This is a genomic window from Methylobacillus methanolivorans, assembly GCF_054588515.1.
On record NZ_BAAILT010000004.1, the window covers coordinates 383,595 to 402,256 of the forward strand.

General features: G+C 52.4%; 17 protein-coding genes. 12 read left to right on the forward strand and 5 right to left on the reverse strand.

Annotated features, from left to right (window positions below; all coding sequences use genetic code 11):
- Window positions 1–2: 2 nt before the first annotated feature.
- Window positions 3–533 carry a TIGR00645 family protein gene (locus tag LG202_RS11735; RefSeq protein WP_230348558.1) on the reverse strand — a complete coding sequence of 177 codons (531 nt, stop codon included), beginning with the start codon at window positions 531–533 and terminating at the stop codon, window positions 3–5.
- 116 nt (window positions 534–649) lie between these two features.
- Here LG202_RS11735 and LG202_RS11740 point away from each other — a divergent pair, with 116 nt between their 5' ends.
- The 5 genes from LG202_RS11740 to mutY all read left to right on the forward strand — a co-directional run bounded on the left by LG202_RS11740 (window position 650) and on the right by mutY (window position 7,017).
- Window positions 650–1,828: a pseudouridine synthase gene (locus LG202_RS11740; RefSeq protein ID WP_230348559.1), complete on the forward strand. Its 1,179-nt coding sequence runs from the start codon at window positions 650–652 to the stop codon at window positions 1,826–1,828.
- Window positions 1,829–1,856: 28 nt separating this feature from the next.
- A complete protein-coding gene (locus LG202_RS11745) occupies window positions 1,857–2,249 on the forward strand; it encodes a YidB family protein (RefSeq protein WP_230348560.1) in 393 nt (130 codons plus the stop codon).
- A 98-nt stretch (window positions 2,250–2,347) separates the two neighbouring features.
- Window positions 2,348–3,157, forward strand: coding sequence for an undecaprenyl-diphosphate phosphatase (locus tag LG202_RS11750; RefSeq protein WP_230348561.1), 810 nt, complete (start codon window positions 2,348–2,350; stop codon window positions 3,155–3,157).
- Between the two features lie 85 nt (window positions 3,158–3,242).
- Window positions 3,243–5,915, forward strand: coding sequence for an AsmA family protein (locus LG202_RS11755; protein WP_230348562.1), 2,673 nt, complete (start codon window positions 3,243–3,245; stop codon window positions 5,913–5,915).
- A gap of 1 nt (window position 5,916) precedes the next feature.
- A complete protein-coding gene (gene mutY, locus LG202_RS11760) occupies window positions 5,917–7,017 on the forward strand; it encodes an A/G-specific adenine glycosylase (protein WP_230348770.1) in 1,101 nt (366 codons plus the stop codon).
- On the opposite strand, the gene LG202_RS11765 is transcribed toward mutY, so the two are convergent.
- Both LG202_RS11765 and fae read right to left on the reverse strand, forming a co-directional pair.
- Window positions 6,999–8,225, reverse strand: coding sequence for a PepSY-associated TM helix domain-containing protein (locus LG202_RS11765; RefSeq protein ID WP_230348563.1), 1,227 nt, complete (start codon window positions 8,223–8,225; stop codon window positions 6,999–7,001). The genes mutY and LG202_RS11765 overlap by 19 nt on opposite strands.
- A 235-nt stretch (window positions 8,226–8,460) precedes the next feature.
- Entirely contained in the window at window positions 8,461–9,012 is a 552-nt protein-coding gene (fae, locus tag LG202_RS11770) for a formaldehyde-activating enzyme (RefSeq protein WP_230348564.1), read from the reverse strand.
- 229 nt (window positions 9,013–9,241) lie between these two features.
- On the opposite strand from fae, the gene LG202_RS11775 reads away from it, so the two are divergent.
- From LG202_RS11775 to LG202_RS11805, 7 genes are all read left to right on the forward strand, one after another.
- Window positions 9,242–9,667: a type IV pilin protein gene (locus LG202_RS11775; RefSeq protein WP_230348565.1), complete on the forward strand. Its 426-nt coding sequence runs from the start codon at window positions 9,242–9,244 to the stop codon at window positions 9,665–9,667.
- Entirely contained in the window at window positions 9,668–10,210 is a 543-nt protein-coding gene (locus tag LG202_RS11780) for a GspH/FimT family pseudopilin (RefSeq protein WP_230348566.1), read from the forward strand.
- Complete coding sequence (locus LG202_RS11785; RefSeq protein WP_230348567.1) at window positions 10,201–10,653, forward strand: type IV pilus modification PilV family protein; 453 nt, start codon at window positions 10,201–10,203, stop codon at window positions 10,651–10,653. Before LG202_RS11780 ends, LG202_RS11785 begins: the two co-directional genes overlap by 10 nt.
- Window positions 10,650–11,681, forward strand: coding sequence for a PilW family protein (locus LG202_RS11790; protein ID WP_230348568.1), 1,032 nt, complete (start codon window positions 10,650–10,652; stop codon window positions 11,679–11,681). The genes LG202_RS11785 and LG202_RS11790 overlap by 4 nt, the downstream gene beginning before the upstream one ends.
- On the forward strand, window positions 11,678–12,292 hold the full coding sequence (locus LG202_RS11795; protein WP_230348569.1) for a pilus assembly PilX family protein: 615 nt from the start codon (window positions 11,678–11,680) through the stop codon (window positions 12,290–12,292). Before LG202_RS11790 ends, LG202_RS11795 begins: the two co-directional genes overlap by 4 nt.
- A 489-nt stretch (window positions 12,293–12,781) precedes the next feature.
- Complete coding sequence (locus LG202_RS11800; RefSeq protein ID WP_459724889.1) at window positions 12,782–13,009, forward strand: hypothetical protein; 228 nt, start codon at window positions 12,782–12,784, stop codon at window positions 13,007–13,009.
- A gap of 776 nt (window positions 13,010–13,785) precedes the next feature.
- The gene (locus LG202_RS11805; protein WP_230348571.1) at window positions 13,786–16,089 is read left to right on the forward strand and encodes a PilC/PilY family type IV pilus protein; all 2,304 of its coding nucleotides are present in this window, start codon (window positions 13,786–13,788) and stop codon (window positions 16,087–16,089) included.
- Between the two features lie 52 nt (window positions 16,090–16,141).
- On the opposite strand, the gene gshB is transcribed toward LG202_RS11805, so the two are convergent.
- Together gshB and gshA are read right to left on the reverse strand one after the other, a co-directional pair.
- On the reverse strand, window positions 16,142–17,080 hold the full coding sequence (gene gshB, locus LG202_RS11810) for a glutathione synthase (protein ID WP_230348771.1): 939 nt from the start codon (window positions 17,078–17,080) through the stop codon (window positions 16,142–16,144).
- 19 nt (window positions 17,081–17,099) lie between these two features.
- Complete coding sequence (gene gshA, locus LG202_RS11815; protein WP_230348772.1) at window positions 17,100–18,383, reverse strand: glutamate--cysteine ligase; 1,284 nt, start codon at window positions 18,381–18,383, stop codon at window positions 17,100–17,102.
- Between the last annotated feature and the right edge of the window lie 279 nt (window positions 18,384–18,662).

Consider the following 18,662-nt stretch of genomic DNA (forward strand, 5'->3'; position numbering starts at 1 on the left):
TTTTATTGGTGATGTTTATCCTTTTCCGCAATGTGATCCATGATCGCGAAGAGTAGCCCGGTCACAATGAAGGTGACGTGAATGCCTACCATCCAGGCCATTTGCGTATTACTAAGATGTTCTGAACTACTGCTGCTTTGATGCACAAAGGCTTTGAGCAGGTCTATGGCAGAGATTGCCACGATGGAGCCAATCAGCTTGAGCTTGAGTCCCGAGTAGTCAACTTTCCCCATCCATTCTGGTCGGTCTTCGTTCTCTGCGACATCAATCTTGGAAACAAAATTTTCATAGCCGCTAAAAATCACCATGATGAGCAGGTTGGCCACCAGGGTAATGTCGACCAAGGCAAGTAATGAAAGCACGACTTCCTGCTCTTGTGCTTCCAATACATGGCTGGCGATATGCATGAACTCCTGGGCGAATTTGACCAGCAGGATGACCAGGCCACCCACCAAGCCCAGATACATCGGAGCTAGTAGCCAGCGACTGCGGAAGATGGTGAATTCAAGACAATGTTCGATGATTTTGAACATGGATGCTGGCCGACTAAACGATTAAGGGAAAGCCATTATAAGGTGGCTCTTGCTGGTATCAAGTGACATGTTGAAGCTGTCCAGACCGGCTAAGCCTGCTATGTTAAAATCCCGCCATGACCACGCTTAAATTGAAACCCGGCTCTATCTCCAGCAAAGATGCCAGTAAGCCTCCAGTGCGCCGCCCAGATCCAGCCAAGCGTTCTCGGACGACTGCTCCAGCGCCTAGAGTGAGGCCTCCTGAAAACTCGGTAGCGGATACCGCTGCAGCAAAACCAGCGAGGGCTAATAAGCCTGAGCGAGAGCGGTCGGGCAGGCCAGAGGCTGCTAGGCGTACTGCGGAAAGAGCACCTGGTGATGGTGCGGGTAGAAAACCCGCAGCTAACAAACCTCCTCATGCCAATAAGCCCAGGTCTATCGCACGAGAGGGGCAGGTGCGCCAATTTGCTGACCGTGATACGCCGCGTCGTGGTGGCAAGGCCAGGGATGGTTTTGAGCAAGGAACATTCAATCAGGATAGAAATACCAATCCCAAGTTTTCTCCCAAGCCTGTTGCTAGCCAACCAGAGTTGCCCAGGCTTTCCAAGCGCATGGCTGAGCTTGGTCTGTGCTCACGTCGCGAGGCGGATGACTTCATCGCCAATGGCTGGGTGACGGTCAATGGTGAAGTGGTCGATGTGTTGGGTACACGCGTATCACCCGATGCCGAGATCAAGGTCAGCAAAGAGGCGCAGAAACACCAGTCCGAGATTGTTACTATCTTGCTGCACAAGCCAGTGGGCTATGTTTCCGGTCAGGCGGAAGATGGATATGAACCAGCGGTTGTGCTGGTAAGCCCTGATAACCATTGGGATGAAGACCCGACCCAGATTGTATTCAAACGCGGACACTTGCGCGGCTTGGCTCCGGCAGGCCGTCTGGATATTGATTCGACTGGTTTGTTAGTGCTGACCCAGGATGGCCGCGTGGCACGCCAATTGATCGGAGAAGATTCGACAACTGAGAAGGAATACTTGGTGCGTGTGACGGGTACACTCAGTGAAGATGGGCTGAAAAAACTTAATTTCGGCCTTAGCCTTGATGGTGTCAAGCTCAAGCCTGCCAAGGTGTCTTGGCAAAATGAGGACCAGTTACGTTTTGTCCTGCGCGAAGGGCGCAAGCGCCAGATTCGCCGGATGTGTGAACTGGTGGGTCTCACCGTGGTCGGACTCAAGCGTGTGCGTATTGGCAGTGTCGTGCTTGGTAAATTGCCTGTAGGAACCTGGCGTTATTTGCGCCCCGGCGAGCGCTTCTAGCTAGCTATCATGATTGAAGGAAGTGTGAATGGGATTATTTGACAGTATTGCCGGATCGGTGATGAACAAGGTAGCTGGCAACAGTGGCAACCCGATGATACAAGCCGGACTTGAGCTGATGAATAAATCGGGTGGGCCGCAGGGCGTGCTCGATAAGTTGCGTGCCAATGGGCTGGGTGCCGAGGTCGAGTCGTGGCTGGGTTCTGGAAGCAACTTGCCGTTAAGCTTGCAACAGGTAGTGCAGGTGTTTGGAGCGGAGTTGATCAAGTCGATGGCGGCACAGCTTTCCCTGCCTACCGATGATTTTGGTCGCAAGCTGGCGGAGTATCTGCCGCAGGCGATTGATAAATTAAGCCCTGATGGCAAGTTGCCAGGTAGCCAGGCTGAATTAATGGCGCGGGCATTCTCCTTGATTAAGTAACATGGATCATTCCTGCTGAATCGTCGGGGGGCGGTTCATCGCAGGTTCACAGGCATGCTGCATGATGCCGCTCATATCAACAATAAAGATGGCATGACATGGATTTAATACTATTACTCAAGGCGTTTATCCTCGGCATCGTGGAAGGTGCCACCGAATTCCTCCCCATTAGCAGCACTGGCCACTTGATCATTATTGGTGACTTGCTCGATTTCAACGACGACAAGGGCAAGGTGTTCGAGATCGTGATCCAGTTGGGTGCGATTATGGCCGTGTGTTGGGAGTATCGCAGCCGCTTGACCTCGGTGGCCACTACCTTGCATACCAATACTTCGCAGCGTTTTATCCTGAACCTATTTGTTGCATTCTTGCCTGCAGCTATTCTCGGCTTGTTGCTGCACGGCTTCATCAAGGAGCACTTGTTCTCCTCGATTACCGTGGCATGCGCATTGATCGTGGGAGGTTTCGTCATCCTGCTGGTAGAGAATCTCTATGCGCATGACAAGGCGCCTGCCGCCAAGGCATCAAATCTCAACGAGATTACCGCTTGGCAGGCGCTAAAAGTGGGGTGTGCGCAATCACTGGCGATCATGCCCGGTGTATCTCGCTCTGGCGCTACTATCCTGGGGGGCATGATCTTTGGCCTCAACCGCAAGACGGCAACCGAGTTTTCGTTTTTCCTTGCTATCCCGGTGATGCTGGCGGCAACTTTTTACGATGTGTACAAGAACTTCAGCCTGTTTGTGGTTGAGGACCTGGCGATGTTTGCCGTTGGCTTTATCACTGCATTCCTGGCTGCACTGGTGGCGATCAAGACCTTGATCCGTTACGTCGCTAACCACGATTTCAAGGGCTTTGCCTACTATCGTATTATTCTTGGCATCATCGTACTGGCTTACTACTGGTAATCACTCGCATCGTGTATCACTGCCGGTCTGGCACTGGCAGTGATACACTCGTTTTCTTCTCGCTCAATCAAAACAGGATAGGTTAATGAATAAAATCCTTAAGTATTCCTTGTTTGGCCTCGGCGGAATCGTTCTGGTGTTGGTCATCATCGTGGCGATTTTTGCTGCCACCTTTAACCCGAACGACTACAAACCCATGATCGTGCAACTGGTCAAGGACAAGAAACAGCGCACGCTGAATATCGAAGGTGACATCAAGCTTGCTTTCTGGCCCAAGCTGGGAGCTGACCTAGGCAAGATTTCCCTTTCCGAGCATAACAGTGACAAGGAATTTGCCGCTGTAGATGGCCTCAAGGTGTCTGTGGCCTTGATTCCCTTGTTGAAGAAGGAGCTTGTGGTAGATGCTGTCTACGTGGATGGTGCGCGAGCCAATATTGTGCGTTACCAAGATGGCAGCACCAATTTTGACGACCTGCTGAGTGAGGACAAGGACGAGCCATCGCAGGAAATCAATTTTGATATTTCCAGTATCAACGTCAGCAATTCTGCCGTGAGTTTTCATGACGAAGCCGCGGGTAGCAGCTATGCGGTCAAGCAGTTCAACCTCAAGACCGGGCGCGTGGCGCTGGCTACGCCATTCGACCTTGCCAGCGATTTTGAAGTGAGCGCCAGCGCGCCAAAGGTGGACGCCAAGGTCAAGCTGCAAGGCAACTTCATGGCCGATGTCGAGAACAAGCATTTCGCCGCGCAAAAGCTGGATGCCGTGGTCAAGGGCAATATCGCGGATGTGCAGGATGCCGATATCCGGCTGACAGGCGACGTGGATGCGCGCCCTGAAAACATGGAGTTCCTCGTCAACGGTCTCAAGCTCGCGTTTTCCGGCCAGCTTGCCGATGCCAAGCTGGTGGCGGATTTCGCTGCGCCCAAGCTGGTGGTGCGGCAGGATGAGGTATCCGGCGACAAGGCCGAACTGGCCTTCAGCCAGGAGAAGACAGGCGACAGCATCAAGGCCCAATTGGTATTGGCAGATATCAAGGGTTCGCCAAGAGAGCTGCAAAGCAGCGGCATCAATGGCGAATTCAGCCTCAAGCAAACCGACCGCAGCGTGGAAAGCAAGTTTTCATCGCCCTTCAAGGGCAACCTGCAAGACCTTGTATTCGAGCTGCCCAAGCTGGCAGGCAAGATAGACATCAAGGATAAGGCTTTGCCGAAAGGTGCTGCTCAGGGCGAGTTTGCCTTCAAGCTGCTGGCTGACATCAAGCAGGAAAAGGTCGATAGCGATTTCAGCCTGAATGTCGAGGATACCAAACTCAAGGGCGATGTGGCTGTGGCTGGCTTTGCCAAGCCCGATGTCCGCTTCAACCTCAGCGGTGACAAGCTGGACTTGAACAAGCTGCTGGGCAATGGCTCTGCCAAACCAGCGCAGAAAACCGCCAGTAAGCCCCAAGCGAATGAAGCGGCACCTGATCTTTCTGCATTGAAGGATTTGCTGCTGCAAGGCAATGTGAATATCGGCAGCATTGTGTATGAGAAATTCCACTTGGCTGGTCTCAAGCTTGGGATCAAGGCCGACGGCAAGGCGCTCACTGTCAGTCCGTTCAACGTGAAGCTCGACGAAACCACGATCAATGGCAAGTTTGGTATTAGTCGCTTCGAGCGGCCAATCTACCATTTCGATGTTGATATCGACAAACTGGATGCGGATCGCTATATCACGGATTCCGAAGCTAAGCCTACGAAACCTGCTCCAGCCAGTAAGCCGCAGGAAGATGCCACGATAGACCTCAGTGCATTGCGGCAATTGAATGCGGATGGCGAGTTGCGTATCGGCGCGCTCAAGGTGGCGAATGTTAAAAGCACGAATGTGCGCATCAAGCTAAAGGCGGACTCGGGGGTGGCCGAACTCGCCCCTTTTTCCGCTAGTCTCTACGAGGGCTCCATGAATGGCGCCCTGACGGTGGACGCCCGTAGCACGCCGAATATCGCCATCAAGCAGGAGATGAAAAACATCGCGATAGGCCCTTTGCTGACCGATGCCATCAACAATGACATGCTGCATGGCAAGGGCAACCTGAACCTCGATCTCACGACCAGTGGCGACACTGTCAATGCGCTCAAGAAAGGCCTGAACGGCAAGGCTGCACTCAATCTCAAGGATGGCGCGGTCAAGGGGATTGATATTGCCGGGACGCTGCGTGGTGCAAAGGATAAACTCAATGCACTGAAAGGCACGACCAGTGTGGCTGGAGATAAGAGTAAGCAGACCGATTTCAGCGAAATGTCTGCCAGTTTTAATATCAAGAACGGTGTTGCGCATAACGACGACCTGGACATGAAGGCACCGTTATTCCGCATTGCAGGCAATGGCAGTGTCGATATTGCCAATGAAACACTGGATTACCTTGCCAAGCCTACTGTGGTGGCTTCGCTCAAGGGGCAAGGTGGGGCGGATTTGCAGCAGCTTAATGGTCTTACTGTGCCAATCAAGCTCACAGGCACGTTCAACAAGCCTGCTTATGCCATCGATTTCGCCGGGTTGGCGACAGCGATTGCCAAGAACAAGCTGCTGGAAGGAGCGGGTGGTGCCAAGGGCGAGGCGGTCAAGAACTTGCTGGATGGTAATCGGGAAGACGCGGTGAAGTCATTGCTGAACAAGCAAAGTGACAAGAGTAAGGATGATGCTGCCAACAGCGAAACACCCACATCCAAACCCGAAGACAAGGTGAAGCAGAAACTGCAAAACCTGTTTGGCCGCTGAAATGACCCTGTCGCAATACTTTCCCATTGCTGACAGGCTGATTGCCTGGCAGAAGCAGCATGGGCGCCATGACCTGCCGTGGCAGAATACCCACGATCCATATGCCATCTGGGTTTCCGAGATCATGTTGCAACAGACGCAGGTGGCAGCCGTGATCGGCTATTACCAGAAATTCATGCAGCGTTTTCCTAGCATTGCCAGCTTGGCTGCTGCAAGCCAGGATGATGTGATGCAATACTGGAGCGGCCTGGGTTACTACTCACGCGCACGCAATTTACACAAGGCGGCACAGCAAGTGATGAGCTTGCATGCAGGTGAATTCCCGCGTGATTTCGAGGCGATCCAGGCATTGCCGGGCATAGGCCGTTCCACGGCGGCTGCGATTTCCTCGTTTGCTTTTGGTTTGCCACAGCCCATCATGGATGGCAACGTCAAACGCGTGTTTGCGCGTTATTTCCTGATTGAGGGCTGGCCTGGCTTGCCCAAGGTGGAAAAGCAGCTATGGCAGATTGCTGAAACCATGCAGCCTCAGGCGGAAATGGGTACTTATGCTCAAGCCTTGATGGATCTTGGTGCTACGGTCTGCGTGCGTAGCCGCCCACGCTGTGCCACTTGCCCATTGCAGGAAGATTGTGCTGCCTTGTTGGCTGATCGTGTCAATGAATTGCCTGCTTCCAAGCCGAAAAAAGCCATTCCGGAGAAATCCGTACAGATGTTGGTGATGGTGCATAATCACCGCGTCTTGCTGCAAAAGCGCCCTGATAGCGGCATCTGGGGCGGCTTATGGAGCCTGCCCGAGCTGGATGTAGCTGAGGATGCTCAAGCCTGGGGCTTGAAAGCGCTGGGCTTTCAGGGGAGTGCACCCAAAGCGCTGACCCAGCTAACCCATGTCTTTACCCACTTCAAGTTGCATATCCTTGCCAGAACGATGGAGGTGCCAGCATTGCCGTTGCAAGCGCAGGAGCCAGGGTGGCAGTGGATGCTGCTCAACGACGCCATCAATACCGGGCTACCCGTCCCTGTGCGCAAGATATTGCAAACCTTGGCCGAGCGTCAGGAGGGTGCTCTGGCTACCGCTCAGCATCAACTCGCACTGGTTTGAAGCGGATTGGCCCTGGTGCTATTCCTAACCTTTTGATCCACGCGACGCGATTGGCGTTTGCGTAGCCAGATCACAATGCCGGTGATGCTCAGTATCGCAACTACGGCGCCCATCAGCGACACCAGGATGCGCCCCGGCAAGCCGAGGATGCGTCCCGAATGTAGCGGGAACTGCGCCTGCATGAAAATATCGCCTGCACTGCCAGTGCCGGGAATATTCTCTCCGGCGGGGCTACCATCCTTGCCATCGAAATATAGCCAGGGGTTGCCCAGGCCGCCATCTCCATGATCGTTGCCAGCCTCGAAAAAGCCAACGCCATAAAGCCCGAATGCAGGGGAGTAGAATACGGCACCTGCCGGGGCGCTCCAGCCTCTCTGTTTGGCTTCTGCTCGAGCAATGTCGAGGATGTTCTCGCGTGAGATGCTGGGGACCAGGGGTTCATCCTCGGGGCGTGGTGCACGTGATGCAAACGGACTGGGACTGAGCGTAGAAAAAATTTCCACGATAGGCCGCATGACCTGGAAGTTAAGGTTCATGGAGACCGATGTGATTGCCAACATAAGCAGCAATAGCCAGACCCAGACACCACTCGAGCGATGTAGGTCGAAATTTAACTTGTGACCGCCCTGTTGCCAGCGGAAGGCAAATGATTTGCGCCAGGACTTGTAATTAGGGAAGGAAATCCACAGTGCGATGAAGTTGTCGAGCACCCAGATGATAGCGATGATCCCCATGAACAGTATGCCTAGTTCCAATCCCCATGCGTCTGGGATATGCATGCTGTAATGCAGCTTGTAGAGGAAGGGCAACAGGTTCTCGCGCGATAGAGATACTGCGCCCCATTCGCGCTGCCCTTGAATTTCCCCTGTGACAGGATTGAGGGCTATCTGGTTGAAATCAAGCTTGCTGGCTTTCCCAGTGGCAGGGTCCGGCCTGGCACTTACGCTCATGCCTAGCGTGTGGCCAGGTTCTATGGTGAGCGGTACATAATTCACCATCCAGCCTGGTTGATCTTGTTCCAGCTTATTGGCAAGTGTGAGCGGTGCTTGCACGACTCCTTTGTTAAGCGCATGGAACAAGGCCGGATTGAGCCATTCATCCAGCTCGTGATCCCAGGAGATCACTGCACCAGTCAGCCCGGAAATGAAAAGAAACACGGCCATGGTCAAGCCAAACCAGCGATGCAGGGTAACAAGATATTTACGCATTGGATGAAATGATGGCGGGTGCCATGGCGATCTATAATAAATAATGATTTTTATTATAAAACAATACTGGTTATCAGTTGATGCGGTGATCAATACCAGATAGGTCGTCAGTCAAGATTTGGCTTGAGCTTGCGACCAGTTAATGATGAGTGGTGGTGTCTTGTCTAGGTTGATATAGCGCAACATTGCAATAAAAAAGCCCGCCAAGGCGGGCTTTGGATGACAGCAATGAAGCTTAGATTTCGCCCCAGCTTTCTTCCCACATGCAGTGCTTGATCTTGTGGCGGTTGGCGATGAGCTCATCAATGCTTGGCTCATCGTTCAGTGCGCGCTTGATCGCCAGCTTGGTCGCTTCGTAGTTGTTCTTGTACATGTCGGCCTTGTCCAGTTTGCCTTCCTTGGCCAGTGGGCCACAGCCTGGATCAATCCATACCAAGCTGACGATGCACAGATCGTTGACTTGATCCTTTGGGATGATGCCTTCAATGACACAGTCCAGAATCGCGTCAGCAGTCGCTGCTTGCACCACACCACCGAACAGTTCGATGTTGATGGAATCCTTCAGGGTAACCTTAGGGACCATCATGGTCGCAGGACGTACCAGTTGGTTGATGTCGCGCACGGCGAACATGGCGGAGTGACCCTTGCTTTGCGCCATCATGTTGGCAAAAGCCTGGCCAACCGGGCCGTCAACGGCACCGATGAGGATTTCTGGCATCGCGGCGGTAACGTCTTTGCCTTCGCTGAAAATAGTGGCTTCACCAGCCTTGAACACGATTTTTGACATCTGGATATCCTTAAGGGAAGAGGTAAATAAACGAAACGCTGTATTTTACCCAAGCGGCAAGAGTGGGGCAAACTTCGGCAGTATTTGCCGTGAATTGATATAGCCGCTAAATTTCACTCGCACTTTGATCGTTATACCGCTTATCGGTGCACCACTTCCGTTCGTCGGAAGAATTGGCGATATACCAATTGGGCACGGCATGATGCATTCTGGGAAAAGGGGAAGTCCGATGAAATCTGGGCAACAAGGATTTACGTTAATTGAGCTGATGATCGTTGTCGCGATCATCGCTATTCTGGCATCTATCGCAGTGCCAGCTTATTCACGATATGTTGCGCGCGCCAAGGTGGCGGAGGCTATTTCACAACTGTCTGATATCCGCAATCGCATGGAGCGTAATTATCAGGACAAGCGCCGCTATAGTTGTGAGGAAGTCGTTATGCCAAGCAGCCCTGCGGTGCAGTATTTCACTTATGCGTGCAGCACGCCTAATGGCGACCAAACCTTTCTCATTACCGCGACGGGCGTTGCCGGGCAAGGAATGAGCGGTTATGAGTTTACGGTTAATCAGGACAATGCCCGCCGCACTACGGCTTTCCCTGATACCAGCGTGCCTGCGAATTGCTGGGTCACCAAACACGGAGGGGGTTGTTAAGTGAACAGGCAGCAAGGCTTCACGCTGGTGGAATTGGTGGTGACGTTGTCTGTGCTGGCAATCTTGCTGGCTGTTGCCGTGCCAAGTTTCCGCGAGATGCTGCTTAATTTTCAGGTACGTGCAGCAGCAGAAGGCTTGAATACTGGCTTGCAGCTGGCGCGTGCCGAGGCTATTCGACGCAATGCCAATGTTGTTTTTACCTTGAGCGGCAATGCCACTTGGAGCATCGGTTGCCAGGTCGTGGTTGCCGATGCTGACAGTGATGGCGTAGATGATTGCCCAGAAGTGATCCAGAGCAAGGCTGCTACCGAGGGCGCTGTCAGTGTGGCGGTGGATGTTGTGCCCGCAGGCGCAACTACTGTCACATTCAATGGGCTGGGCCGTGTCACCTTCAACAATGATGGCAGTAATGTCATGCGCCAGATCGACATTGCGGCCACTGAAGGCAATGCCAACGGGTTGAGGATATTGATCAGGGGAGGGAGTGTGCACTTTTGTGACCCCAATATATCAACAGTGGGAGATCCACGCGTATGCGCTTAAGCCATCTTAACCAGCCACGACGCGCTAGTCAGGAGGGAGCCATCCTGCTGGAGGGCCTGATCGCCATCCTGATTTTCTCCATGGGCATATTGGCGATCATCGGCTTGCAGGCTGCATCCATGAAAACCGTCTCTGATGCGCAATATCGGCTGGAAGCGAGTTATCTGGCCAACCGCCTGGTGGCGAGTATCTGGACGGCAGGGCCAACAAAAATCTCGACTTATGGCTTGCCCGGCGGCAGCTCGCCTGAGTTGGCAGACTGGCTCGCGGATGTAAAAAACCGTTTGCCCGGGGCTGAAAACAAGGCACCTACCGTGGTGATTGCAGGCGATGCGACTGCCGGTTTCACCGCTACGGTAACCGTCTTCTGGCAACCACCTGCCGAAACCGAGCCGCATAGCCACACTACTGTGGCTTATATCAATACGAATCAAACGCCATGAAGATGAACGCCTTATTGAAACCACATGCCGGGTTTAGCTTGGTGGAGGTCATGGTTGGCATGACTATCGGCCTGATCGGCATGCTGGTGATTGCCCAGGTGTTATCCGTTTCACAGGATAACAACCGCACCACTAACAGTGGCGGTACTGCGCAGCAGAATGGCGCACTGGCATTACTGGCGATTGAGCGCGATATCCGTCAATCGGGCTACGGCATGAACGTATCGCAAAACCTGGGGTGCCGTGTTCTGGGTACGGATGGCAGCACGGGATATGCCATTGATTTCCTGTTGACGCCTGCGGTGATTACTCAGGGCCTAGATACTGCGCCTGATGCGATCCAGCTTACCTATAGCAATGCCAGCATGGTCACCAGCCCTACTGCATTGATGCAGACGATGGCTGCGGCAACTGCCGATTACGTGGTCTCTAACCGTTTTGGCTTCAATGTCAACGATGTGCTGGTAGTGGCCGCTCCTGGGCAGGATTGCGACTTGGTGCAGATTACCGCAACCCCTGGCAATCCTTATCAAAACAATATTACTCATGCCGCCTCAGGACGCTATCAGGGCAATCAGATATTCAATAGTGGTGCCCAACTGTACAACATGGGCAGGAGTCCCGTGAGCAATCGCTATTCCATTGTCGATGGTGGCTTGCAGGTACTCTCGGCACTGAGTGGGGAGGCTGAGTTGATCGCTGATGGCGTGATTGATCTACAAGCAGATTACGGCCTGAATCTCGATGGTGATACCGAAAATACCGTGGATGAATATCGCACATCCCCTGACCTAGATGGCAATGGCGTGGTTAGCTGGGATGAATGGGAAAAAGTGATTGCCATACGGGTTGGGTTAGTGAGCCGCAGCAGCAAGCGTGAGTCAAGCAATGTCACCACTGACTTGCCTCGCTGGGTGGGCGGCACCTTCGGCAATGTTTCTACGCAGGAAAACTGGCAACAATACCGTTACCGTGTGTTCGAGACGACCGTGGTCATTCGTAATATCTTGTGGAAGCCTCCAACATGAAGCAAAAGCTGATGATGCCTGCTATTGCACCGGCATCACGCCAACATGGCGTGGTACTCATGGTGGCGCTGATCGTGCTAATCGCCATGACATTGGCTGGCCTGGCGTTATGGCGTGCCGTCGATTCCGGCAACGTCATCGCCGGTAACCTTGCCTTCAAGCAATCCGCCACCATGTCCGCAGACCGTGGTTTGCAGGCTGCCCTGGTATGGCTGGATAACAATCGCAATGCGTTGGCCGACAGCAATCCATCTCATGGCTATATCGCCAATACCTTGAGTACCGAGCCTGACTGGTATGGCAACAGCATTTGGAGTAATGCAGTGGATTTAGGTGCTGATGCTGCCGGTAATCGGGTGCAGTACCTCATTCACAGGCTGTGCCGGACCACAGGGGCCTATAACGGTGAAGACGGCACAGGTCAGGCCAACTCTTGTTCTACCTCTTTATCCAAAGCCCCGGTGACTAACGCTACATTGGGCAGCAGCTTGCAAATCGGGGCGGCTGTCTATCAATCCAATCCATCCATCTACTACCGCATCACCGCCCGCGTGCTCGGCCCTCGCAACACCGTCAGCATCGTTCAGGCCACAGTCATGGTGCCGGTATAAACACCCCCAGTCTTACAGGGAGAACAATCATGCAACAACATCACACAAGATTCTGGTGGAAAAACCTGCTGCTGATCAGCTCGTTGGTTGGGTATCTACTGAGTGCGCAAGCTGCAGTGACCGATATTTCCAGCAATCCGCTTTCCACTGCGTCAGGCACTGTGGTGCGGCCTAATGTGATGTTCGTGCTGGATGATTCGGGCAGCATGAATTTTAATTTTATGCCGGACTTCCTAGGGTATACCCAAACTGCGGGGAAGTGTCGTGCGAGCAATGGCGCTATGACTGCGACATGTGGAGGCACTTCGCAAACTGGGCAAAATAAACCAACTAATGGAGGAGATCCTCCGATTTACAGTCCTCTGGTTAATGGGGTTTACTATAATCCTGCGATTAGTTATACGCCGCCAATTAGCCCTTGTGATGCATCACAAACTTTACCAACCATGAATGGAACTAATACCAATGGATGGCAAGCAGTGAGACTAATTGGGCACCAACTTGATGACGATTGTGCCCAGAGTTCTGGGGTTGCAAATATTATTACGCAATATCCTGAGCGAGAATATTGCCAAAGAAATTCAAGTTGGCAATGGGAGTGCAAACGGAATGGAGTTGATAAAAATGGTAGTTCTACAAAGGGTTATGACTGGCCCGCTGATGATGGGAGTTACTCTACTGCAAGGAATAGAGATAGTAACCCACATTATTTCTTAATCACGCCTAAAGAGTATTGTCAGGATATTAACCTCACTATTTGCCAGTCGACGCTATCTGTTACTCATACACGACCTGCTTACGTGAGGTATTGCAAAACTGCGGCAGATGCTGGTAGTGCATCTGTAGTAAGTGGATCAGATGCACGTTGCCAAGCAAAACATGATGGAGATCATCGTAATGCGCGATATGGCGATTTTGTGCGAGTGGATATTACATCTGGCAAAACCTTCACAAAATATCCCGATCGCGTAGATTGTGCTGGGGCTTCGTGCAGTTACGCGGAAGAAATGACCAATTTTGCTAATTGGTATGCCTATTATCGTACTCGCTCTTTTGCCATGAAAAGTGCGGCAGGGCATGCCTTTGCAACAATTGATAATAATTACCGAGTAGGATTTATCACTATCAACACTGGTTCACCAGTAAGCGCGAATAAATACCTCAAGGTTGATACATTTAATCCTGCTCACAAGACTAACTGGTATAAAAAATTCTATTCTTCCAGTGCTTCAGGTGGTACTCCTTTAAGGGAGGCGTTATCGAGGGTAGGCAGGCATTTTTCTGGAGTAACTAGTGGAATAAATGCTGGGATGGCGGATGACCCAGTTCAATTTGCATGCCAACAAAATTTCACTATCTTGACGACCGATGGATATTGGAATGGCAATAAAGGAATGACCAGGGACGGTGGTGAAATTGGCACTCAGGATAGTAAAGATGAAAAATATTCTAGGCGTGCTGATGGAGCATATGACGGTAATCCAACAAAGGTTGTGAATAATGAAACAGTGCCATTAGCTGCGGAAACACTAGCAGATGTGGCTATGTATTATTACAAAACGGACTTGCGACCTGACATGGAAGACAAGGTTCCTACCACAAGCAAAGACAGAAACCCGGCACAGCATATGAACACGTTTACGCTGGGGTTGGGGCTTGATGGGGAGATGAATTACCGCTCTGATTATGAAATTGCCAATGATGGTGATTTTGCAATGATCAAGCAAGGAGCTGTGGATTGCCATTGGGCTCCAGGTGAAACATGTAATTGGCCAATTCCTGCTGCTGATTCCCCCAGTGCTTTAGATGACCTCTGGCATGCCGCAGTCAATGGTCGTGGCTTGTATTTCAGTGCCAAACAACCTAAAGAGCTGGTATCGGGTTTGCGGAGTGCCCTAGCTGGTGTATCAGATAGAACAGGTGCTGCTGCGGCCTCGGCGACCAGCAGCCCGAATATCACACAAACCGATAACTATATTTTCAGCTCGACTTATCGCAGTGTGCATTGGGATGGCGACGTGCAGGCGCAGACCATCAACCCTACCGATGGCACGGTGAGCGAAGCGCATGTGTGGAGTGCGCAGGCGCAATTGAATGGTAGTGGTCGCAGTATTTTCAAGATTGATCCCAGCTCGCAGATGATAGAGCCATTTGCCTGGGATAACTTGAGTGCTGAGGAAAAGGCTTACTTCAATAACAAGTGTGAGTTGCTGTCGCAGTGCAATGGGTTCAATGCCGATACCAAGGCAATCGCCAATTCGGGCGAGAACCTGCTGAATTATCTGCGTGGTCAATCCATCAATAGCGGTGAGCTTGCCCAAACCGAAAAGGCCTACCGCCTGCGTACACATTTGCTTGGCGATATCGTCAACTCTGCGCCTGCCTACGTGAAGCAACCGCGATTCAACTTTATTGATAGCGTCACCCCTAATTACCAAGCGTTCAAGACTGCCCAGGCGGATCGGCATGGCATGCTGTATGTCGGCGGTAACGATGGCATGTTGCACGCATTCAACACGACCAATGGAGCAGAAAGCTGGGCCTATGTGCCGCACTCTGTCATGCCTAATATGTATAAACTGGCGGACAAGAACTACGGTGCGAATCACCAGTTCCTCGTGGATGGTTCGCCGCAGGTGATGGATGTGTATGATGCTTCGACATCTGCTTGGCGCACCATTCTGGTCGGAGGCTTGAATGCGGGCGGGCGTGGATATTACGCATTGGATGTAACTAGCGAGGATAATCCCAAGGCATTGTGGGAGTTCTGCCATAGTGAAGCTTATTGCAGCCATGCGGATGCAGACCTGGGGTTTACTTACGGTAACCCTATCATTACCAAGCTACCGGAAGGTAGCGCCAATGCAGGCCGCTGGGTGGTGATGTTTACTTCGGGTTATAACAATGTCTCACCCGGTAATGGCCAAGGGTACCTGTTCGTGGTGGATGCGATTACTGGTGCATTGATTCATAAATTAGGCACAGGCGAAGGTACAGCTGAGACGCCGAGCGGTTTTGCAAAGCTGGCTAGTAGTTCTGGGATTAACGGCAATGCCGATATCAATGCTGCTTCGGTGGCATTGTACGGTGGTGATCTCCAAGGCAACTTGTGGAAAGTTAATCTGGAAGCATCAATACCTACGATTAGTCTCATGGCTAGGCTGACTGATCCGGCAGGTCTCGGCCAGCCGATTACCACAAAACCTGAGATCGGCAAGGTGCCCAAGGTGACAGAACCAGTCATTTTCGTGGCAACTGGTCGTTACTTGGGGCTAAGCGATGTGACCAACAGCCAGGTACAGTCGGTATATGCCATCCGCGATAATGGCGTGAGTTACACCGGACGTGCGCTGACAGCCCGAGTCATCACGCATGGCGATACGACTTCCTCAATTGATGGCAGTGCGCTGGATTGGGCAGGTGGTGGCTGGTATGTTGACCTGCCTGAGACGCGCGAGCGCGTTAATCTTGACCCTCAATTGGCACTGGGCACATTGACGATCAACAGCAACACACCGCAGATTGATAACGTCAATTCGGATGGTTGCTCGCTAGGTGGCACGACGCGGGTTTACCAGTTTGATTACCGTACGGGACTGATGGTGCCAGGCGCAACGCATTTTGGCCAGAAACTTGCCACAGGGTTGACGGTGGGGATGGTGATTGTGCGCCTGCCCAATGGGCAGTTGAAAGCCATTATTACTGATGCACAAGGCCGCAAGACCACGATAGGCATTGATACTGCTGCTTCTGATAGTGTTTCCCGGCGCACTGGCTGGCGTGAACTGACTAAGTAGGTTTCCCCAGGGGAAATGTTTTAGCAAAGCCAGGGTGTGCGCCCTGGCTTTTTTATTGTGCTGTGGTTTCCAGCTTGTCGAGTAGGATGGTGGCTGGATTGCAATCCGTCTGTGCAGCAATCTCGACCATGCCTGTAGGGCTGGTGACGTTGATTTCGGTGAGATGTTCACCGATCACGTCCAGGCCGACCAGGAACAAGCCTTTTTCCTTCAGCACCTTGCCGACGGTATTGGCGATCTCGTAGTCACGATCGGTCAGTGCTTGGGCAACTCCCCTCCCGCCAGCGGCAAGGTTGCCACGTGTTTCGCCATTTTGCGGGATGCGGGCCAACGCGTAAGGCAGTGGCTCGCCATCAATGACGATAATGCGTTTATCACCCTGCGTGATCGCAGGCAGGTAGCGTTGCGCCATGATGGTCTGCTTGCCATGTTGCGTAATGGTTTCAAGGATGACGCCGAGATTGGGGTCGCCCTGCTTGAGGCGGAAGACACCGCTGCCACCCATGCCATCCAGTGGCTTGACGACGATATCTTCATGCTCAGCAAGAAATTCTCGAATCAATGCTTGTTCGCTGCTGACAAGGAAAGTAGGCGCAAACTGCGGGAAGTTGAGTACTGCGAGCTTTTCGTTCCAATCGCGAATGGCAGCTGGGTTGTTATAGATGCGAGCACCTTGTTTTGCCGCCTGCTCCAGCAAGTAAGTGCTGTAGAGGTATTCATTGTCGAACGGCGGATCCTTGCGCATGAGGATGGCATCAAAGGCTTGTGGTGCCTCTTCTGCAATGTTTCCCAGTGAATACCATGTCGCATCATCTGCAAACTTGAAAGGGCGACACCTCAGGTGGGCTTTGTCGTGACGCAGCAGGAGATCGTGTTGCATGGCGACATGTAGCGAGTGCCCGCGTGCTGCGGCTTCGCGCATGATAGCCAGGCTAGTGTCCTTGTAGGGCTTAAGGCTGTCCAATGGGTCGAGAATAAAGGCGATGCGCATCATTGAAGTGTTAATAGCTCTAGTCTAGGTTGTCCGGGTCGGTTTCTTCCAGTTCGATGGAGGCTGCAAGTAGTGCCAGCCTTGCGACCACGCCGTAGGCATAAAAGCGGTTGGGCGGAGCGTCTGGTGCGCCTGCACAATCTGGTGTGGAGCAGGGTGTTGCAAAGGCGAGGGGCTCAAAGTGCATGCCTGGGGCATTGAGGTTTTCGTCAGCGCCACGTGAAGTATGCACACGGTAGAAACCACCTACCACGAAGTGATCCATCATGTAGATCACAGGTTCGGCAACGGCCTCGTTGAGGTGCTCGAAGGTATAGACGCCTTCTTGCAGGATGACTTCGCTAACCTTGAGCCCTTCCTTCACCACGGACATTTTGTTGCGTTGTTTGCGATTGAGGTCACGCACATCGTCAGGGCTCTTGACGGTCATGATGCCCATGCCATAGGTGCCAGCATCGGCCTTGACGATGACAAAGGGTTCCTGCTTGACGCCATATTCTGCATATTTTTCACGGATTTTCGCCAGCAGGGCCTCAACTTTGTCTGCTAGTCGATCTTCGCCAACACGTGCATGAAAATCCAGGCCGTCACAGGTGTCAAAATAAGGGTTGAGTAGCCAGGGGTCTATCTCGATCAGGGAAGCAAATTCTTCCACGATGTGGTTATAGGCAGTGAAATGATGCGATTTACGGCGCGTGGCCCATCCTGCGTGCAATGGCGGGATTAACGATTGCTCCAGCCCTTGCAGTATTTCAGGGATACCACCTGACAGGTCATTGTTGAGCAGGATGGCGCAACTATCGAAGTTATCCAGTACCAGGCGATTGCCCTTGCGTTGCACTGGCTCTAGCAGGATGCTGTGGCCATCATGCGTTTCCAGAAATGTCGGTTCTGTAATCTCGGGTGAAATGCTGCCTATGCGCACTTCCAGCCCTGCCTGGCGCAGGATGTGGGTAAGGGCATATACATTACGCAGGTAAAAGGTGTTGCGCGTGTGATTCTCTGGAATCACTAGTAGTCGGCGAGCATCAGGGCAGATTTTTTCTACAGCCACCATTGCCGCTTGAATCCCGAGCGGCAAGAAGTCTGGGTTGAGGTTGTTGAAGCCTCCTGGAAACAAATTGGTATCCACTGGCGCGAGTTTGAAGCCTGCGTTACGTAAATCTACTGAAGCATAGAACGGTGCGCCATGTTCTTGCCATTGGCTGCGGAACCAGTGCTCAATGCGCGGCATGTTGTCGAGCAGCCGTTTTTCCAGTTCAAGTAAGGGGCCGGTAAGGGCCGTTGTAAGGTGTGGAACCATCATGGTAAGGGGCACCTGATAAGCCAAGAGAATAGGCGGAGATTTTAGCCTAAAGCTGTGCAGAGGCGAAAAAAAAGGGCGCTATAAGCGCCCTGAGGAGGAGGAGATAATGCATAAAACTAGGCAGTAAAATGTTCCAGGTCTTGCGACGTAAAGATCACATTACGCTTGCTAATACATAAGCAAGTGCTGTGCCAGTTTTTTAGGGCCAAATCAGGCTGGTTTTGCAAGGATGTCAATGAATGCTGTGATCAAGTGGTGCAGGATTGCCCCGATTGG